The 16706-nt window shown below is 66.9% G+C and carries 16 protein-coding genes and 1 pseudogene; 5 read left to right on the top strand and 12 right to left on the bottom strand.

Going from position 1 to position 16706, the window contains the following annotated elements; translation table 11 throughout:
* Positions 1-9: 9 nt before the first annotated feature.
* Positions 10-1086 carry an alkene reductase gene (locus IM25_RS17115; RefSeq protein WP_033096678.1) on the bottom strand — a complete coding sequence of 359 codons (1077 nt, stop codon included), beginning with the start codon at positions 1084-1086 and terminating at the stop codon, positions 10-12.
* An 81-nt stretch (positions 1087-1167) separates the two neighbouring features.
* Positions 1168-2130, bottom strand: a complete 963-nt coding sequence (locus tag IM25_RS17120) for a helix-turn-helix transcriptional regulator (protein WP_065996546.1) — start codon at positions 2128-2130, stop codon at positions 1168-1170.
* Positions 2131-2230: 100 nt separating this feature from the next.
* On the opposite strand from IM25_RS17120, the gene IM25_RS17125 reads away from it, so the two are divergent.
* Positions 2231-2779 carry a DinB family protein gene (locus IM25_RS17125; protein WP_183079130.1) on the top strand — a complete coding sequence of 183 codons (549 nt, stop codon included), beginning with the start codon at positions 2231-2233 and terminating at the stop codon, positions 2777-2779.
* 13 nt (positions 2780-2792) lie between these two features.
* On the opposite strand, the gene IM25_RS17130 is transcribed toward IM25_RS17125, so the two are convergent.
* From IM25_RS17130 to IM25_RS17155, 6 genes and pseudogenes are all read right to left on the bottom strand, one after another.
* Positions 2793-3173 carry a helix-turn-helix domain-containing protein gene (locus IM25_RS17130; RefSeq protein WP_174556284.1) on the bottom strand — a complete coding sequence of 127 codons (381 nt, stop codon included), beginning with the start codon at positions 3171-3173 and terminating at the stop codon, positions 2793-2795.
* 198 nt (positions 3174-3371) lie between these two features.
* A complete protein-coding gene (locus IM25_RS17135; RefSeq protein ID WP_033096680.1) occupies positions 3372-4835 on the bottom strand; it encodes an Hsp70 family protein in 1464 nt (487 codons plus the stop codon).
* Positions 4836-4959: 124 nt separating this feature from the next.
* Positions 4960-5163: a zinc-ribbon domain-containing protein gene (locus tag IM25_RS17140; RefSeq protein ID WP_024100896.1), complete on the bottom strand. Its 204-nt coding sequence runs from the start codon at positions 5161-5163 to the stop codon at positions 4960-4962.
* Between the two features lie 133 nt (positions 5164-5296).
* A complete protein-coding gene (locus tag IM25_RS17145) occupies positions 5297-6703 on the bottom strand; it encodes a cytochrome P450 (protein ID WP_232333345.1) in 1407 nt (468 codons plus the stop codon).
* Positions 6704-6767: 64 nt separating this feature from the next.
* Positions 6768-7538: an 8-oxoguanine DNA glycosylase OGG fold protein gene (locus IM25_RS17150; RefSeq protein WP_019289378.1), complete on the bottom strand. Its 771-nt coding sequence runs from the start codon at positions 7536-7538 to the stop codon at positions 6768-6770.
* A gap of 307 nt (positions 7539-7845) precedes the next feature.
* A pseudogene (locus tag IM25_RS17155) lies at positions 7846-8336 on the bottom strand (DUF2470 domain-containing protein); the annotation flags it as partial.
* A gap of 49 nt (positions 8337-8385) precedes the next feature.
* On the opposite strand from IM25_RS17155, the gene IM25_RS17160 reads away from it, so the two are divergent.
* Together IM25_RS17160 and IM25_RS17165 are read left to right on the top strand one after the other, a co-directional pair.
* Entirely contained in the window at positions 8386-8835 is a 450-nt protein-coding gene (locus tag IM25_RS17160) for a cupin domain-containing protein (RefSeq protein WP_033098208.1), read from the top strand.
* Positions 8836-9403: 568 nt separating this feature from the next.
* On the top strand, positions 9404-11662 hold the full coding sequence (locus IM25_RS17165; RefSeq protein ID WP_019289382.1) for an NADP-dependent isocitrate dehydrogenase: 2259 nt from the start codon (positions 9404-9406) through the stop codon (positions 11660-11662).
* Between the two features lie 76 nt (positions 11663-11738).
* On the opposite strand, the gene IM25_RS17170 is transcribed toward IM25_RS17165, so the two are convergent.
* From IM25_RS17170 to IM25_RS17180, 3 genes are all read right to left on the bottom strand, one after another.
* Positions 11739-12323 carry a PadR family transcriptional regulator gene (locus IM25_RS17170; protein WP_006552020.1) on the bottom strand — a complete coding sequence of 195 codons (585 nt, stop codon included), beginning with the start codon at positions 12321-12323 and terminating at the stop codon, positions 11739-11741.
* A gap of 19 nt (positions 12324-12342) precedes the next feature.
* A complete protein-coding gene (locus tag IM25_RS17175) occupies positions 12343-13332 on the bottom strand; it encodes an NAD(P)H-dependent flavin oxidoreductase (protein ID WP_024100901.1) in 990 nt (329 codons plus the stop codon).
* 187 nt (positions 13333-13519) lie between these two features.
* Positions 13520-14608, bottom strand: a complete 1089-nt coding sequence (locus tag IM25_RS17180) for a helix-turn-helix transcriptional regulator (protein WP_065996188.1) — start codon at positions 14606-14608, stop codon at positions 13520-13522.
* A gap of 87 nt (positions 14609-14695) precedes the next feature.
* Here IM25_RS17180 and IM25_RS17185 point away from each other — a divergent pair, with 87 nt between their 5' ends.
* Both IM25_RS17185 and IM25_RS17190 read left to right on the top strand, forming a co-directional pair.
* Positions 14696-15154: a hypothetical protein gene (locus tag IM25_RS17185; protein ID WP_033098141.1), complete on the top strand. Its 459-nt coding sequence runs from the start codon at positions 14696-14698 to the stop codon at positions 15152-15154.
* Positions 15151-15555 carry a DUF1304 domain-containing protein gene (locus tag IM25_RS17190; RefSeq protein ID WP_019289386.1) on the top strand — a complete coding sequence of 135 codons (405 nt, stop codon included), beginning with the start codon at positions 15151-15153 and terminating at the stop codon, positions 15553-15555. Before IM25_RS17185 ends, IM25_RS17190 begins: the two co-directional genes overlap by 4 nt.
* Before the next feature lie 161 nt (positions 15556-15716).
* Here IM25_RS17190 and IM25_RS17195 read toward each other — a convergent pair whose 3' ends face one another.
* Positions 15717-16688 carry a pirin family protein gene (locus IM25_RS17195; protein ID WP_033098142.1) on the bottom strand — a complete coding sequence of 324 codons (972 nt, stop codon included), beginning with the start codon at positions 16686-16688 and terminating at the stop codon, positions 15717-15719.
* Positions 16689-16706 lie beyond the last annotated feature (18 nt).

Below are 16706 nucleotides of genomic sequence, written 5' to 3' on the forward strand. Positions count from 1 at the left end.
GGCTTACGCTCAGACGGTCTGCAGGAACGGGTAGTCGGTGTACCCCTCGGCTCCGGATGCATAGAACAGCTCCGGACGCGGTGCGTTCTCCGGATGCCCGTCCCGCCAGCGCTCGGCCAGGTCGGGATTGGCGATCAGCGCGCGGCCGACGGCCACGGCGTCGGCGTGCGAATCGTCGATCAGCTGCACGGCCTCGTCACGCGTGGTCGGCGAGCCGAAACCGCTGTTGGCGATCACCTTGCCGCCGAAACGCTTCCGGAGCTCCTGCGCCAGATCTCCGGTCGGCTCCTTGTGCAGGACCGACAGATACGCCAGGCCCAGGGGCTGCAGGGCGTCGACCAGAGAGCCGTAGACAGCACGCACATCGTCGCGATCGGTCTCGACTGCGTCCTGGATGTTGTGCTCGGGAGAGATCCGCAACCCGACACGTCCGGCGCCGACTGCCGCCGACACGGCCTTCACGACTTCGACGACGAGGCGGATCCGGTTCTCCACCGAACCGCCGTACTCGTCGTCCCGCACATTCGATGCAGGGGAGAGGAATTCGTGCAACAGGTAGCCGTTGGCGCTGTGGACCTCGACGCCGTCGAATCCGGCATCGATCGCCCGGCGAGCCGAGGCGACGAAATCATCGACGACGGACGGGATCTCGTCGATGGTCAGCGCGTGCGGCGTAGGGTAGGGCTGCTTGCCCTGCTCGGTGTGCACCTGGCCGTCGATGGCGATCGCGCTCGGCCCGACGACACGCCGGCCACCGTTGACGTCGGGATGCGTGACGCGGCCGCCGTGCATCAACTGCAGCACGACGCGTCCGTCGCGCTCGTGCACGGCATCCGCGACGCGACGCCAGCCGGCGACCTGCTCGTCGGTGACGATGCCGGGCTGACCGACGAAGGCCTGCGATTCGAAGTTCACATAGGTTCCCTCGGTGATGATCAGGCCGGCACTCGCCCGCTGACGGTAGTGCTCGACGATCAGGTCTCCGGGTACACCGGCCGAACCACCACGCAGGCGGGTCAGCGGGGCCATGACGATGCGGTTCGCGAGTTCGAGGTCTCCGAGGGCTGCGGGTGTGAACAGATCCATGGGTGGCGCAACCACCCCCACCCCCGACGGCATTCCGATGCCCGGCCGATTGTGGGATGTGTCATAGCGCCAGATGGATGGTCACTTCGAGTGTTCGTCGGCGGTGACCAGCCGATTCGACCAGTTCTCCAGGTACTCGACGAACTCCGGTGGCGACGCGCCGAGCAGCCGCCCACCGGACATACCCACGGCGAATACCGCCCAGTCCATGCTGTCGGCGTCCACCTCGATCCGGCACCGTTCGGAGTCGATCGCGATCACCTCGGCCCACTGACCGATCCGGCGGCGCACCTCGTGCTCCGACGCCTCCAGTTCGGCGCTGACCTTCACCTGGGAGCGGCTGCGGATGCCGCGTTCGACGAAGGCCGCGGCGTCGCCGCCGGGCAGCTCGCGTTGTCGGAAACGCATCCCGGTGGCCGTGGTCTCGGCCATGCGGTCGAGCCGGAAGCTGCGCCAGTCACCGCGGTCGAGGTCGTAGCCGACGAGATACCAGCGTCGCCCGAGGGAGACGAGCTGCCGGGGTTCGACGCGCCGGCCCGTCGCGGTGCCGTCGGCGGCGGTGTACTGGAAGACGATGCGTTCGTCGTCGCGGCAGGCGCGCGCGACGGTGACGAGTTGCTGCGAATCGGTCGCGCGGGTCGCCCAGGGGATATCGGCGGAGACCGTCGCCGCATCGATCGCCTCCACCTGGCGTCGCAGTCGCGGCGGCATCACCTGGATGACCTTGGCCAGCGCGCGCACGGAGATCTCGGCGATCCCGGTGATCGAGGTCTGGGCCGCGGTGAGTAGGCCGACCGCGAGCGCGACCGCTTCGTCGTCGTCGAGAGCCAGTGGTGGCAACGACGCGCCCGGCGCGAGCTGATACCCACCGCCGACCCCGCGATCGGACCGCACCGGATATCCGAGATCGCGGAGCCGTTCGATGTCGCGGCGCAGGGTGCGCAACGAGACGCCCATCCGGTCGGCGAGTTCGGCGCGGAGCCAGTAGCGGTGGGTCTGCAACAGCGACAGAAGCCGCAGGATGCGGGAGCTCGTGTCGGACATGACCTCATTCTTCCGCACCTGCCGACCTATAAGTGACAGGAACTGGCACCAATGGCTCGTAACGTAGATCTTGCCGGATCACGACGACGAGGAGCACCCGATGACCGAGAGCACCACCACCCGGAACGCCACCCCGACCCTCGACCAGGAACGCCGGGATCTGCTGTCGAGCCTCGCCCACGCTCGGCACTTCCTGCGGTTCACGGCCCGCGATCTCACCACCGAACAGGCGTCTCAGCGAACGACGTTGAGCAAATTGACGATCGGTGGTCTCATCAAGCACGTCACCGAGGTCGAGCGGGGTTGGGCGGATTTCCTCGTGGTCGGAGCCGACTACATGGAGAAGGATTTCACCGAGTGGACCGAAGAGGATTTCGCCGAACGCGACAAGGACTTCCAGCTGCAGCCCGGTGAGACCCTCGAAGGTGCGCTGCGCGCTTACGACGAGGTGGCGGCCCGAACCGACGAGTTGGTGCGCACGCTGCCGTCGCTGGACGTCGTCCACGAACTCCCCAAGGCCCCCTGGAACATCGAGGACGCCTGGTCGGTGCGTCGCGCGCTGCTGCACATCGTCGCCGAGACGACGCAGCACGCCGGACACGCCGACATCATCCGCGAGTCCCTCGACGGATCGAAGTCGATGGGATGAACCGGAGGTCGCGCTAGCGCCGGCCCGTGTCGCGCATCAACTCGGCGAGCTCCGTGCGGTCGGAGACGTCGAGTTCGGTGCACGCCCGGTAGATGTGCCCCTCGACGGTGCCGACCGGCGCCACGAGCCGGTCGGCGATCTGCCGGTTGGACAGCCCGGCGGTGACCATGGCGGCGAACTCCCGTTCCCGGCTGGTCAGGGGGAGTGGGCGGGCCGCTTCGTCCAGCGCAGGCGACGAGGCGTGATCGCATCGCGCAGCCAGTGCCGCGGCCGCGGCGGCGGCTTCGACGGACCGTTGGGTGTCGGCGTGGTCGCGGTACGCGATCGGGGCCAGGGCGTGGGCATCGGCCGCGTCGGCGAGTGCCCCCAGCGCCTCGAAGGTCTCCGCGGCCACGGTCGGCCCCCGGCCGTCCGCCTCCGCGGAAGCGGATCCTGCCGCCCGCGTCGCCGGTTCGCACCGGACCCGAGACGAACCGGTTCCATATCGCGCGACTGATTCCTAGTCCGCAGGTGGCCCGGTGGTGGCAGCGACTGCTGCCTCATCCGGAACCGGAGACGGCGCGCCGCACCGCGGCGGTCTCCGGCTGATTGATCAGAACCCGGGAATGCTGGGCAGCTGCGGGAGCTGGATCTGCGGAGGCGGCGGCAGCGTCGGCAGCTCGAACTGGGGGAGCCCGGGGACCATTGGGGCCGGCTCCGGTTCGAGTGACGGCACCGAGGTGTCGGCTGCCGCATCGTCCTGCGCGCCGGTGGTGATGGGGACCTGCGCGGAGGTCTCCGCCGTCGTCTGCGGCCGGTAGGCGGTGCGGGTCTCGCTGCGATCGATGGCCGTCGACTGCTCGTCCGACACTGCCGGGACGGTTTCCGGCGCGGGCGATGCGTCCGTGGTGGTCATGGGCCGCGGTTCCGCTGCCGGTGGCTCCTGCGTCTCCTGGTGCGTGGAGGTGGGCTGCGGATCGCGACCGGAATTCTGCAGCAGGTCGACACCGAGGCCGATCGCCGCTGCGACGACGACGGCACCACCGGCGAGCAGGAGGCGTCGACGGTTCCGCGGCTGCGCGGGCGTCTCGGTCTCCTGCCGGATGTCGGGGGCAGCGAAGCTTGCGGTCGCTGCGTCCGGCGCGACCAGCTGCGGGGCGAACTGTGCGGTCTCGGTGAACTCCGTCGGCGCAGCGAACTCCGCCGTCTCGACGACCTTCGCAGTGTCCGGGCGGGCGAGGAGCGCCGCGCCTTCCGCCGCCACGAGTTCGGGCTGCGAGGGCACGATCACCGGAATGTCGAGCCACGACTCCATCACGGCGGTGACCAGTGGAATGTTCGCTCCGCCTCCGATGAGCACCGCGGCGTCGGGAGTGCGTCCCGAGCGGCGGATGACGTCGAGGGTGAGGCGGGCCGAGGCCTTCACGGGTCCGTCGATGAGCGAATCGAAGCTGGCCTGCGAGAGCAGTAGCAGACCCCCCTCGCCGGGCATGCACACCGCGTCCTTCGAGGACAGCTGCTCCTTCGCGTCGCGGCACCGGGCGGTGAGGGCCCGCTGCGCCGCCATGTCGGCCGGCTCGGCGAAGCGCTGCAGTTCGACGTGGTGGTCGTAGATCAGGTGGTCGACGAGGTCGCCGCTGATCCGGTCCGAGCGTGCCGTGCTCAATGCGATGCGGGTGCCCCGATCGACGACGGTGACGGTGAGGCCCGAGCTGCCGAGGTCGTAGAACACGAGTGTCTCGTGGTCGTCGAGATCTCCTGTGGTTTCCAGCATTTCGAGCGCGGCGGTCACTTCCGGGACGAGCCGGAAGTTGTCGATGTCCAGGCGGCTCATCGCGCCCTGGACGAAATCGGCCTGCGTCTCGTTCTGGTAGGCGACGCCGATGGCGCGCACCTGCTCGATCTCGTCGGTTTCGGCGAGCATCGTCTCGATGGACTCCGCGGCCAGCTCGGCCGGCCGGTCGAGCAGGGCGGGCATCGAGTGGGATCCGAAGACGGGGCTGTCGAGGCTCCCGGTGTCACGTTGCGCAAAGCGCACCGCGCTGGCACCGACCGAGACACCGAGAACTGTAGTCACGACGCCGACTATAACGGTTCGGTCACGGTCTGCACGCCGGAGGCGGGCGGTGCCTGGATGACGGCACGTCTCCGAACGGCAGCCGAGGACGTTCGTGGCCTTCGCCGATCCCGACTGACCGGGCTCACATCTCCACGGCGGTACCGCAGATCCCGCACTGCTCCAACTGTCGGCGGCCCCACCGCGCGACCGGCACGAAAAACAGCGTGAACTGCTTGGACTCCCGGATCCGGAGCCACTGCGTGGTGTTGTGGCAGCGCGGACACGTCCGGTTCTGCCCTGGACCGAGATTCTGTCGCTTGGTGCCGAAGCCGAAGAGAAGGAACATCGTCCGAGCATAGAGCGATGACGTGTGGTCCTTCAGTGCATGATCGGAAGGATCGCCGTGCTCGTCGCCACCGATCGGCCAGCCTCTGTCGACGACCCGACCGCCGTCCCTCTTGCCGGGGCGACGCGACGGGTCAGGCGGGGGAGAGCCGCACCCGTAGGTCACGGGGCTTCAATGTGATCGCCTCGTGAACGTCGAGTTCGTAGCCCGGTTCCGGAGCGAAGTCGTACCGCCGGATCAGCGATGCGAGCGTGAGCACCGCCTCGTGCAGCGCGAACTGCCGACCGATACAGGCCCGGATGCCGGTGCCCCACGGTTTGAAGATGTGCGCCGGCCGTTTGCGCACGGCCGCGGGCTCGAACCGGTCCGGGTCGAACCGCTCGGGATCGTCGCCCCACAGCGGGTCGCGGTGCAGTTGCGGCAACAGCACGAACACCCACGAACCCTTCGGCAGCGTCCGTCCGCCGAGGGTGGTCTCACCGCGTACCTTGCGGAAATAACCCGGGGCGGCCGGCCACAACCGCAGCGTCTCGTCCACCACCCGCCGCACATACCGCAGCTTGGCGACCTGCTCGTACCCGATCCGGCCGTCGGCACCGACGACCTCGGTGATCTCGACGCGTGCCTTCGCCACCACCTCGGGATGTCGGCTCAGGAAATGGACCGCGAACCCCAGAGTGGCCGCGGTGGTCTCGTTACCCGCGACCAGGAAGGTCAGCACCTGATTGCGGATCGATTCACGGTCGAGCGGCTCGCCGGGGTCGGGATCGACGGTGTGCATCATCAGGTCCAGCAGATCGCCGTGCTGCTCGCCGGAGCGCATCCGCTCCTCGACGATGCGATCGACCGTCTCCTGCATCAGCGCAATGTCGTGTTCATGCTGCTCCCTGGCACTGCGGCCGAACAGTGTCCGGAGGATGGGGATGTCGTTCGACGAACGGTTGATGTACTCGAGCGCCCGGCTCATCGCCGCGATGAACGGATCGGGTTCGGTGCGGCCGAACGAGTCGAAGTCGTAGCTGAAGCCGCACCGGCCGATGACGTCGAAGGTCAGCGACGTCATGCTCTTCGGCACGTCCACATACTCGCCGTCGGCCGCTGCGCGGTCCCAGCTGTCGACCAGTCGGTCGACGACGGTGAGCATCGAGTCGTGATAGCCGCGCATCGCGGCCTGGCTGAAGCCCGGGCCGAGGATGTTGTGGGCTTTGCTCCAGTTCGGTTCGGAGTTGAACGCGGTGAACAGTCCGTCGCCGGCGATGACGCGAAGCTTGCGCAGCGGCTTGCCGAGGAACTTCGCCCACTTGTCCTCGTCGTTGACCTCGCGCACCAGATCGGCGCCCGAGACCACGATCAACCGGTGCTGGAGGATCTTGCGTTCGAAGATCCCACCGAGTTCCTGTGCCATCTGCATCTCACGCTGAACCGGCTTGGCCACGTCGATGCTGAGCAGATCACCCACCAGCGGCAGTCTCCATCGCGGCTGTGGAATCGGCTGCGCGCCGGTCGTCATGGTGATGGTCGTCGTAGTCGGTGACCCCATTCTGCGAGTGTGCATCAGCCTCCACGGGACGATTCGGGCGGCCTCACCGCGACGCCCAAGAGGATCAGAACAATCGCGGAGTCGCGTGCGACCCGTCCCGGGCTTCGCAGATTCGGGCGTGCCACCGGTCGACGAGCCACATCTCGACCATCTCCGGACGCGTGGCGATCAACGACGCCCACATGTTGAGGAGTTCGAGGTACCGGTGATAGCGCCGCAGCGTGAAGTCGGCGACCGACGGATCCTCGAGCCACCCTTCGTGGATGAGCGTCGACACCGCGTGCTGATCGAGAAGTTGCGCCGGGCCCGCCTCGGTCCGCACCTCGACCGCCCACAGATAGGTCGCCAGGAGCGATACGCCGACGCCGGGGGTGTCCGGCCATCCGGACCAGGTCTGCCGCGCGGTGTCGGGTAGCGACTTGGTCTTCGCGCAGTAGTCGAGGACTCCCTTGATCTTGGTGAACCGGTCCCGGTCCTTCGGGGCGTGTGCGTCGCGGACGTCCGGAAAACGTCGGGCACCGCGTCGTCGCGGATGTGCGCTGCGCCAGGCCGCGCACAGGAACAACAGCCCCAGACCGGCGTGGTCGGCTTCGATCAGTTCACTGTCGAGGCGGAGGTCGTTGCGTTGGACGATCGCGTCGCCGTCGTCGATGATCCGTCCGTCGAGATTCCGTCCCCGGAGGCGGATATCGTGCCCGGTCCGTTCGAGGTGGCTGTTCCACCATTTGAGGTCGACAGTGACGCCCTCGTCGAGCACCTGCAGGTCGAACGAGCGTGCCCGGCACCACTCGGAGCACGCTTGCGGAGGCTCGAACCCCTGGTCGTACGGATGCATTCTGTGGACATTGCCACGAGTGGGCGGCGATTCCCGGGCAGGACACGCGTGTGGGGCCGACCTGTTCCCCGCCTGTAGCAGCACGTGGGCCGCCACCACCGTCCGAGGATATCGGTAGACCGGAACGACGCGGCGAAGAGAGCGTGAACCGCATGAGACCCTTCGATGTCACCGACGCCCTCGCGCTCGCCGCCCGGCACGACCTGCACCTGTCGGCGTCACGGTGAACGAGGCGGGACTCGACTACCGTGTCGCCCTCGCCGCCGACGTCGATGCAGACGGACGTGTCCACGACGGTCTGGCGGTGCGCCGCGCGAGCCAAAGCAACTGTTGCTGAGCGCAATTCGTAGTCGGAGTCGGGCGGTGACAGATAGCCGGCATGCGTCATGGCTCGCCCATGCGGCGTGGTGACATCGAGGTCGAGGCCGTATCGGTCGCTCCGACACAGGTTGCCGCCGCCGCATCCGGGAACCCGCCGAGCTTCCGGGCCATCGCCAGCAGCGCGTCGGCGTGATCGTCGTTGAGATGCGCGATCGCACGAGCTGCCGACGGGGTCACAGAATCCGGCAATGCTTCGGCATAGTCCTCGGCGGTGGCCGAATCCATCCGCCCGTACCCACCGACCCAGCGCACGCGCCGAACCCGAAGAACCCAGAGCGTGAAGTCGCTGAAATCGATGTACACGCGGGTCCCGGGGACAGCGGCCAGGTGGGCTTCGCGCGCGGCGGCCAGTTCCTCGCCTTCGGGCCGCTCGACGTACCCGGCGACAGTGACGCGGGTGCAGGCGAGCGGGTCGCAATGCGAGCTGTCCTGCAGCAGTGTCGTGTAGACGGTAGCGTCCGTGCGCATGAAGCGCTCTGTGCAGGGTGTACTCGCGGCGACGGCATGTGCAGTAGCGGTGGCGATACCCGGGTGGGCCTACGCCACTCCGAGCGAGGGCATCTCAGGGGTGACATGGGTGGACATCGAGGTGCCACCGGGACTGCTGCCGTTCGTACCCGACGGCGTGCACGCCGTGGCCCGGGAGATCACCATCGAACCGGGCGGTAGCACCGGTTGGCACTATCACGATGGTCCCGTGCTCGGCATCGTGCGGGCCGGCACCTTGACGCATCCTGAAGGAGACTGCGAGCCTGTCACGTTCGAGACCGGTGATTTCATCAACGAACCCTCGGGTCCGGACCATCTGCACGTCGGTCGCAATCTCGGCACGGAACCGGTGATCCTCGACGTGGTGTACCTCGTGCCGATCGGGTCGCCGCTGTTCGAGGATGTTCCCGCGCCCGCCTGCGATTGATGTCGGAGTAGTGGCGGGCTCCTGTCGGTAGACGCTCGGGTCGAGTCGTCGGCGAGAAATGTGAAGTACTTCATCGGGACGCAGGCGTGCGGTTCCCTCTCGGGTCCGCGGTCGTCTCCCCCAAGCAACGATCGACGAACCTCGATTCTCGACGGAACGATCGCCCCCGCCGACAGCATCTTCCGGCGTCGGCATTCGAGCCGCGATCGGACGGACGAGGGATCGCAGTCCGGTTCGACAACGGAATCGCTTGTGACAGTAGTCTTCCCACTGCTTGTGAAGACTTCTTTACTGACGGCGATGCTGTGCGCCGGTCGCACCCGCGTTACGACAGGTCGAGGGGCCATCGAAGCGGTGGCTCGCAGGACTGCGGCGTTCTCGGTCGCGAGCGGACATGAGGTCGACGGTTGGGCGCCCGAGGGGCCGTCGAAGCCTGTCGGCGGAGTTCGAGTTACCGGCGAGTAAATGTCGTTCTCGAGTTCTCGCACGTAGCCTGATACCCGATGCAATCCCGCACGCGGAGCATTTCGTGAGGCGGACCGGACCGACGTAGGGAGTCGAGACAAGAATGAGCGCCGACAAGCAGTCGACCATTATCTATACGTTGACCGACGAGGCGCCGTTGCTTGCGACCTACGCCTTCCTGCCGATCGTGCGTACCTTCGCTGGAGCCGCGGGCATCGAGGTCGAGACCAGCGACATCTCGGTGCCGGCGCGGATCCTGGCCGAGTTCCCCGAGCACCTCACGGAAGAGCAGCGCGTCCCGGACAACCTGGCCGAGCTGGGTCGTCTGACGCAACTGCCCGAGACCAACATCATCAAGCTGCCCAACATCAGTGCGTCCGTGCCGCAGCTCCTGGCTGCCATCAAGGAACTGCAGAGCAAGGGCTACCAGGTCCCGGATTTCCCGGACGCCCCGAAGACGGACGAAGAGCGTGCCATCCGGGAGCGCTACGGCAAGATTCTCGGCAGTGCGGTCAACCCTGTCCTGCGTGAGGGCAACTCCGATCGGCGCGCACCCCGGGCGGTGAAGGAGTACGCCCGTAAACACCCGCACAGCATGGGCGAGTGGTCGATGGCCTCACGCAGCCACGTCGCGCACATGCGGCACGGCGACTTCTACCACGGCGAGAAGTCGATGACGCTGGACCGGGCGCGCAAGGTCCGGATGGAGCTGGTCACCAAGGAGGGCGAGACGATCGTCCTCAAGCCCGAAGTGGAGCTGGGTGAGGGCGACATCATGGACAGCATGTTCATGAGCAAGAAGGCGTTGCTCGAGTTCTACGAGGAGCAGATGGAGGATGCGCGCAAGACGGGCGTGATGTTCTCCCTTCACGTCAAGGCGACGATGATGAAGGTCTCGCACCCCATTGTCTTCGGCCACGCGGTGAAGACCTTCTACAAGGACGCCTTCGCCAAGCATCAGAAGCTGTTCGACGAATTGGGCGTCAACGTCAACAACGGTCTCGGCGACCTGTACGACAAGATCGAGACGCTGCCCAGTACGCAGCGCGACGAAATCAAGCAGGACCTGCACAACTGCCATGAGCACCGTCCCGAATTGGCCATGGTCGATTCCGCACGCGGCATCTCCAACTTCCATTCCCCCAGCGATGTCATCGTGGATGCCTCGATGCCCGCAATGATTCGCTCGGGCGGCAAGATGTACGGCGCCGACGGACGACCCAAGGACGTCAAGGCGGTCATGCCGGAGTCCACTTTCGCGCGCATCTACCAGGAGATCATCAACTTCTGTAAGACCAACGGCGCGTTCGACCCGACGACCATGGGTACCGTTCCCAACGTCGGTCTCATGGCGCAGAAGGCCGAGGAGTACGGCTCGCACGACAAGACCTTCGAAGTTCCGGAGGCGGGCGAGGCCAACTTCGTCGATGCCGAGACCGGTGAGGTGCTGCTCACCCAGCACGTCGAGGCGGGTGACATCTGGCGCATGTGCACCGTCAAGGACGCGCCGATCCGCGACTGGGTCAAGCTCGCGGTCACCCGGGCACGCAACTCCGGTATGCCGGTCCTGTTCTGGCTCGACCCGTACCGCCCCCACGAGAACGAGTTGATCAAGAAGGTCGAGCTGTACCTGCAGGATCATGACACCGATGGCCTCGACATCCACATCATGTCGCAGGTGCGCTCGATGCGGTACACGCTGGAGCGGCTGAACCGCGGAATGGACACCATCGCCGCGACCGGCAACATCCTGCGTGACTACCTCACCGACCTGTTCCCCATCCTCGAGCTCGGTACGAGCGCCAAGATGCTGTCGATCGTGCCGCTGATGGCGGGTGGCGGCCTCTACGAGACGGGCGCCGGCGGGTCGGCGCCCAAGCACGTCAAGCAGTTGGTGGAGGAGAACCACCTGCGCTGGGATTCGCTCGGTGAGTTCCTGGCGTTGGCCGTAAGCCTGGAGGACCTCGGCATCAAGACCGGCAACGAGCGCGCCAAGATCGTGGCGAACGCGCTCGATGCAGCGACCGGCAAGCTGCTGGAGACGAACAAGAGCCCGTCGCGCAAGGTCGGCGAGCTCGACAACCGGGGCAGCCAGTTCTACCTCGCGATGTACTGGGCACAGGAACTTGCCGCGCAGACCGAGGATCCGGAACTCGCAGAACAGTTCGCCCCGCTGGCCGAGGCACTGGCCAGGGACGAGGACACGATCGTGCGAGAGTTGAACGAGGTGCAGGGCGCGCCGGTCGACATCGGCGGCTACTACCGGCCGGACAGGGACAAGACCGTGGCCGTGATGCGGCCGAGTCGGACCTTGATCACCGCGCTGACGGCAGTCGACCCTGAGGCCGGAAACGCACCGTGACAGGTAGACCTGCATCCGTGTAGACAAGCCGACCTCCCTCGCGTGGTACGCCTCGGCCCGGTTCTCGTGTTCCGGTCTACGGGACCGTTCCGCTGCGGTCGGCGGAGGAATCCGGTGTCGGGTCGAGCCGGTCGATCGTGTCGAGCGCCTCGTCCAGCCAGGTCAGCCACGTTTCTTCGAGGAGGATGCCGAGGCGGAGCACGAGATGTTGCAGGGTGCTCCGCGCGTCGCCCCGGACCTCGACGAAGTCGCGTTGCTCGATGGCACGATACTGCTCGAGCATCGCCGTCCGGTAGGCGCGTTGATGTTCCAGCGCGGGACGCGCGGCGTCGGGATCGTCGAGCGCCGCGGCCGCGCGCAGGCGCACGGAGACACCGGAGCGCACCACGTCCGGATCCTCGATCTCGGAGATCCAGCCGCGCAGCAGTCGGCGACCGTCCGCTGTGATGGTGAAACGTCGGGGCTGACCGCGACCGGGTTTTCCGTCCGTCGGGACTTCACGGATCAGGTCGCCCGCCCGCATCCGGTCCAGTTCTCGGTAGATCTGCTGGTGGGTCGCGGGCCAGAAGTACCCGATCGACCGGTCGAAGCGCCGCGTCAGTTCCAGTCCGGTGCTGTCGCGCTCGACCAGTGCGGTGAGGATGGCGAACCTGAGAGACACCGCGTCAGCCTAGGTCACGCTATCCGGCGTCGATCATGGCGACTCGGCGTCGTTCGAGGGACGTCCACGCCAGCTCGTATTCGTCGCGGAGTCGTTGGACGAGCTCGCGGGCGGGGACGACGGACTCGATCGCGCCGAGGCCCTGGCCGGCGCCCCAGATGTCGCGCCAGGCCTTGGCGCCGGTGTTGCCACCGGACCCGAAGTTCATGGCGGACGGATCGGACTCGGGGAGGTCGTCGGGGTCGAGTCCGGCGGCGACGATGCTTCCCCGCAGGTAGTTGCCGTGCACGCCGGTGAACAGGTTGCTGTAGACGATGTCCTTGGCGGTGCTGTCGACGATCATGTTCTTGTAGTCGTCGGCGCTGCGGGCCTCCTCGGTGGCGAGGAAGGCTGTGCCGGCGTAGGCGAGGTCGGCACCGGCGGCCTGGGCAGCGAGGATCGAGCGGCCGTGGGCGATGGAGCCGGACAGCAGCAGGGGGCCGTCGAACCACCGGCGGATCTCCTGGAGCAATGCGAACGGTGACTGCGTCCCGGCGTGGCCGCCGGCGCCTGCGGCGACGGCGACGATGCCGTCCGCGCCCTTGTCGATCGCCTTGTGCGCGAACTCGTTCGAGATCACGTCGTGAAGGACGATGCCGCCGTAGGAGTGAACAGCCTCGTTGACCTCCTCTCGGGCACCGAGCGAGGTGATCACAATGGGGACCCGATGCTCGACGATCACCTCGAGGTCCTGCTCGAGTCGCTCGTTGGAGCGGTGCACGATCTGGTTGACGGCGAACGGCGCGACGTACTCCTCGGGGTGGCGCACCGCGTAGTCGGCGTTGCTCTCGGTGATCTGCTGCAGCCAGTCGACAAGCATCGACTGGGGACGGGCGTTGAGTGCCGGGAACGACCCGACGACTCCGGCCTGGCACTGGGCGGACACCAGTTCCGGTCCCGACACGATGAACATCGGGGAAGCGACCAGGGGCAGGCTCAGCGGGCCGGACAGGATCGGTGGCAGCGTCATGGTGTGTTCCTTCTTCGTCTGGGGCGGTCCCTCTCACGCCAGACTATGTGCAACAAGGTGCAAAAAACAACGGGCCGACGTCACCTGCTCTGGAACAGAGGGATCTCGGGCGTGGCAGCTGCATGCACCGAGTGGCACTGTGGCATACAACGAGCAACCCCGCTCAATGTGTAGTGAGCGTGATCGCTCAGTGCGCGGACCTGATCGTCGGCGTGTATGGGGGCGACAGGGACGGTCGGGGCATCTGCCGGCCGGCCAACCGAGCGACGAGTTCCGCGCGACTACCCGCCCCCGTCTTCGCATAGACGGATTTGAGATGGTCGTGCACCGTGTTCGGCGTGATGCCCCGGTGCCGAGCGATCTCGGCCGTCGACAGTCCGTTCAGCACGTCGGTGCACACTTCGCACTCGCGGGCGGTCAGCGCGTACGCGGCGAACAGCATGTCTGTGAGTTCACTGTCGGCCGCGGGTTCGATGGTGACCGCCGTGCGGGCCTCGTCGCCGTCGGCGCTCAACGGCGCCGCACGGACGACGATCCAGCCTCCGCCGTCGTTGCGGATACGTGCCCGGAACACCCCGGTCGTACTCGCCCGAGCCCCGAATGTTGCCGCCCGCAACAGCAGCGCCAGTCGCACCGGACCGGCGAGCCGATCCTCCCAGATCCGCGCCGCGACCGTCGATGCGACCGGCTCACCCGCGGGATCCGTCACGATCACGGCAGGACCGGGATCGGCTCCGGGGCGTGCGTGCAGGGGATGGACGGCGGCCACCCGGGTCGCAACCGCCACCGCCGGTGCGGTCATTGTCAGGAACTCCAGTTCCCGATCCGTGAAGTCCGGACCCGAGCGGACGAAACCGGCCGCTCCCCAACACAACCCGTCCACTGTGAAGACGACTCGCACCTCGCGGTCGAGTCCGAGTGGACGCCATACCGCCGCGTTCCGGAGGCTGTGGGCGACTTCGGTCGACGGTAGATCCGAGGCCCGCACCACTGTTCGTCCACTGCGGGCGATGTCTGCGAAGGTTGCGGGATCGTGTCCACCGCATTCCGATTCCGCGAGCAGTGGCTCGTACTCACCGGGAATGCGGTTGCGCCCACTGGTCATCGAACCGAACGCCAGGGTCAGGGGATCGAACAGTGCCCAGCACGTCAAGTCGCTGCGTACGGTGCGATCGACCAGTTCGATGGCACGCTGGTGCAGTGCGGTGACGCCGACGCCGGTGCCCGCGAACTCCAGGATCTCGCGGCGTAGGCGCTCCGTCCGCACTTCGAGCATGAACCCAGTATGCGCTGGATCCGGAAGACGGAGCATCCCCGATTCAGGGGATGGTCCGGCTGTTTCCGGATCCATAGCGTCGCAGTTGTGTCCACGATCGATCTCCAACGTGCCAGTACGGGCGGGCAATTGTCGGTGCCGGATGCCGTCGTCACCGTGCTGTCGTCCGGTGAACAGACCGGCGACGCCTACGAGCTCATGCTGGTCGAGACGCCCTGCAGCAGCCCACCGCCGCTGCACTCCGAGCCCTGGCCCAAGACCTACCACCTCCTGCGCGGCCGGATCCTCGTCCTCCTCGACGGCGAGGGCTGCGAACTCGCCGCCGGTGACACGCTCACCATCGCGGCGGGAACGATGAACAGCTTCTCGGTGCTCACCGACGACGCGGCCTTTCTCCTCGTCTGCTCCGGGACCGGGATGAGCGGTTTCTTCACCGACCTCGACGCGCTGGGGGAGGAGCACCTGCCCGAGGATGCACTGATGAGCAGGTTCGGGCAGATCGCCACCCGTTACGGAATCCGATTCGCCGAGGAGGTCTCGCCATGATCGTCGTTGCGCAACTCGCGGCCCTGGTCGCTGCCGCGGTGCACCTGATGGTCTTCGTGTGGGAGACGATCCTGTTTCGCCGTCCGAGCATCCACTGGGGCGTGTTCCGCGTCCCCGCTGCGGATGTTCCACCGGTGCGGATGTGGGCGTTCAACGTCGGCTTCTACAACCTCTTCCTCGGATCCGGAGCGCTCGCCGGCATGATCCTGTGGTGGACCGGGCACGAAACCCCGGGCCGCACCCTCGTCGTCTACACGTGCGCGTTCATGTTCCTGGCCGGCATGGCATTGTTCGCCTCGGACCGGATGGCGATGAGCCGTCCACGAGGTACCGGGGTGGTGGGGTCGCTGTGTCAGAGCGTGCCGTCGCTGGTCGCGCTCGTAGCGCTGGCGCTGGCGTAGAAGCGGCGCGGCCGACGATCTGGTGTTCTCGACCGCGCTCAGCGCGGTCGAGAACACCGGATTCGTGGCATGCGTGAGGATGAACCCGGTGCACGGTAGCCGACTTGGGTGGCTTCAACCCCGATCTCCGGGGTCGAAGCCACCCTAACGCAACTACCCATCTAGGCATTTTCGTCCGACGGGCGCACGGCGGGAATGGAACCGAATCGCCCGGCCTGGAAGTCCTCCATCGCCTCGATGATCTCGGCGCGGGTGTTCATGACGAACGGACCCGCCATGACGACGCGTTCACGAATCGGCTTGCCACCGAGCACGAACACCTCGAGGGCGTCGGTGCGCGAATCCTGTGTCGCGGCAGCAGAGATGGTCAGGCTTTCACCCCTACCGAAGACGGCGGTCTGTCCGGTCCGGATCGGGCGGTGTTCCGGTCCGACCGCGCCATCACCGGCGAGCACGTATGTCAGGGCGTTGAATTCGGGGTTCCACGGCAGGGTGACGCTTGCTCCCGGCGCCACGGTCGCGTGCAGCAGGGTGATCGGTGTGTGCGTCGAACCGGGGCCACGGTGCCCGTCGAGTTCTCCGGCGATCACGCGGATGAGCGCGCCGCCGTCGGCCGAGGACAGCAGGGCGACCTCGCCGCCGCCGATGTCCTGATACCGCGGGGCGACGAACTTCTCGGCCTTGGGCAGGTTCACCCACAGCTGCACGCCGTGGAACAGTCCACCGCTGACCACGAGATGTTCCGGTGGTGCTTCGATGTGCAGAATGCCGCTGCCGGCGGTCATCCACTGGGTGTCGCCGCCACCGATCGTGCCGCCGCCTCCGTGGGAGTCGCGGTGCTGCATGATGCCGTCGATCATGTAGGTGACGGTCTCGAAACCGCGGTGCGGATGCCAGGGGGTGCCCTTCGGTTCGCCGGGCGCGTAGTTCACCTCACCCATCTGATCCATGTGGATGAAAGGATCGAGGTACTTCGTCTCGATGCCCGCGAACGCACGGCGGACCGGGAAGCCTTCGCCTTCGAAGCCGCGCGGTGCAATGGTCACGGACAGGACGGGACGCGAGAGCGCTTCGGGTGCGGGCTCTTCGACGCGAGGAAGAGCGAGAACGTTGTCGACGGTTACGGCAGGCACGGTAACCCCTCTCGGTCA

It is taken from the genome of Rhodococcus sp. p52 (assembly GCF_000763325.2).
Lineage (GTDB): Bacteria > Actinomycetota > Actinomycetes > Mycobacteriales > Mycobacteriaceae > Rhodococcus > Rhodococcus pyridinivorans.

Bases quoted from the DNA above. Each gene is read 5' to 3' on its own strand.
- IM25_RS17115 (WP_033096678.1), bottom strand. From the start codon at position 1,086: ATGGATCTGTTCACACCCGCAGCCCTCGGAGACCTCGAACTCGCGAAC.
- IM25_RS17120 (WP_065996546.1), bottom strand. From the start codon at position 2,130: ATGTCCGACACGAGCTCCCGCATCCTGCGGCTTCTGTCGCTGTTGCAG.
- IM25_RS17125 (WP_183079130.1), top strand. From the start codon at position 2,231: ATGACCGAGAGCACCACCACCCGGAACGCCACCCCGACCCTCGACCAG.
- IM25_RS17140 (WP_024100896.1), bottom strand. From the start codon at position 5,163: ATGTTCCTTCTCTTCGGCTTCGGCACCAAGCGACAGAATCTCGGTCCA.
- IM25_RS17145 (WP_232333345.1), bottom strand. From the start codon at position 6,703: ATGGGGTCACCGACTACGACGACCATCACCATGACGACCGGCGCGCAG.
- IM25_RS17150 (WP_019289378.1), bottom strand. From the start codon at position 7,538: ATGCATCCGTACGACCAGGGGTTCGAGCCTCCGCAAGCGTGCTCCGAG.
- IM25_RS17160 (WP_033098208.1), top strand. From the start codon at position 8,386: ATGAAGCGCTCTGTGCAGGGTGTACTCGCGGCGACGGCATGTGCAGTA.
- IM25_RS17165 (WP_019289382.1), top strand. From the start codon at position 9,404: ATGAGCGCCGACAAGCAGTCGACCATTATCTATACGTTGACCGACGAG.
- IM25_RS17175 (WP_024100901.1), bottom strand. From the start codon at position 13,332: ATGACGCTGCCACCGATCCTGTCCGGCCCGCTGAGCCTGCCCCTGGTC.
- IM25_RS17180 (WP_065996188.1), bottom strand. From the start codon at position 14,608: ATGCTCGAAGTGCGGACGGAGCGCCTACGCCGCGAGATCCTGGAGTTC.
- IM25_RS17190 (WP_019289386.1), top strand. From the start codon at position 15,151: ATGATCGTCGTTGCGCAACTCGCGGCCCTGGTCGCTGCCGCGGTGCAC.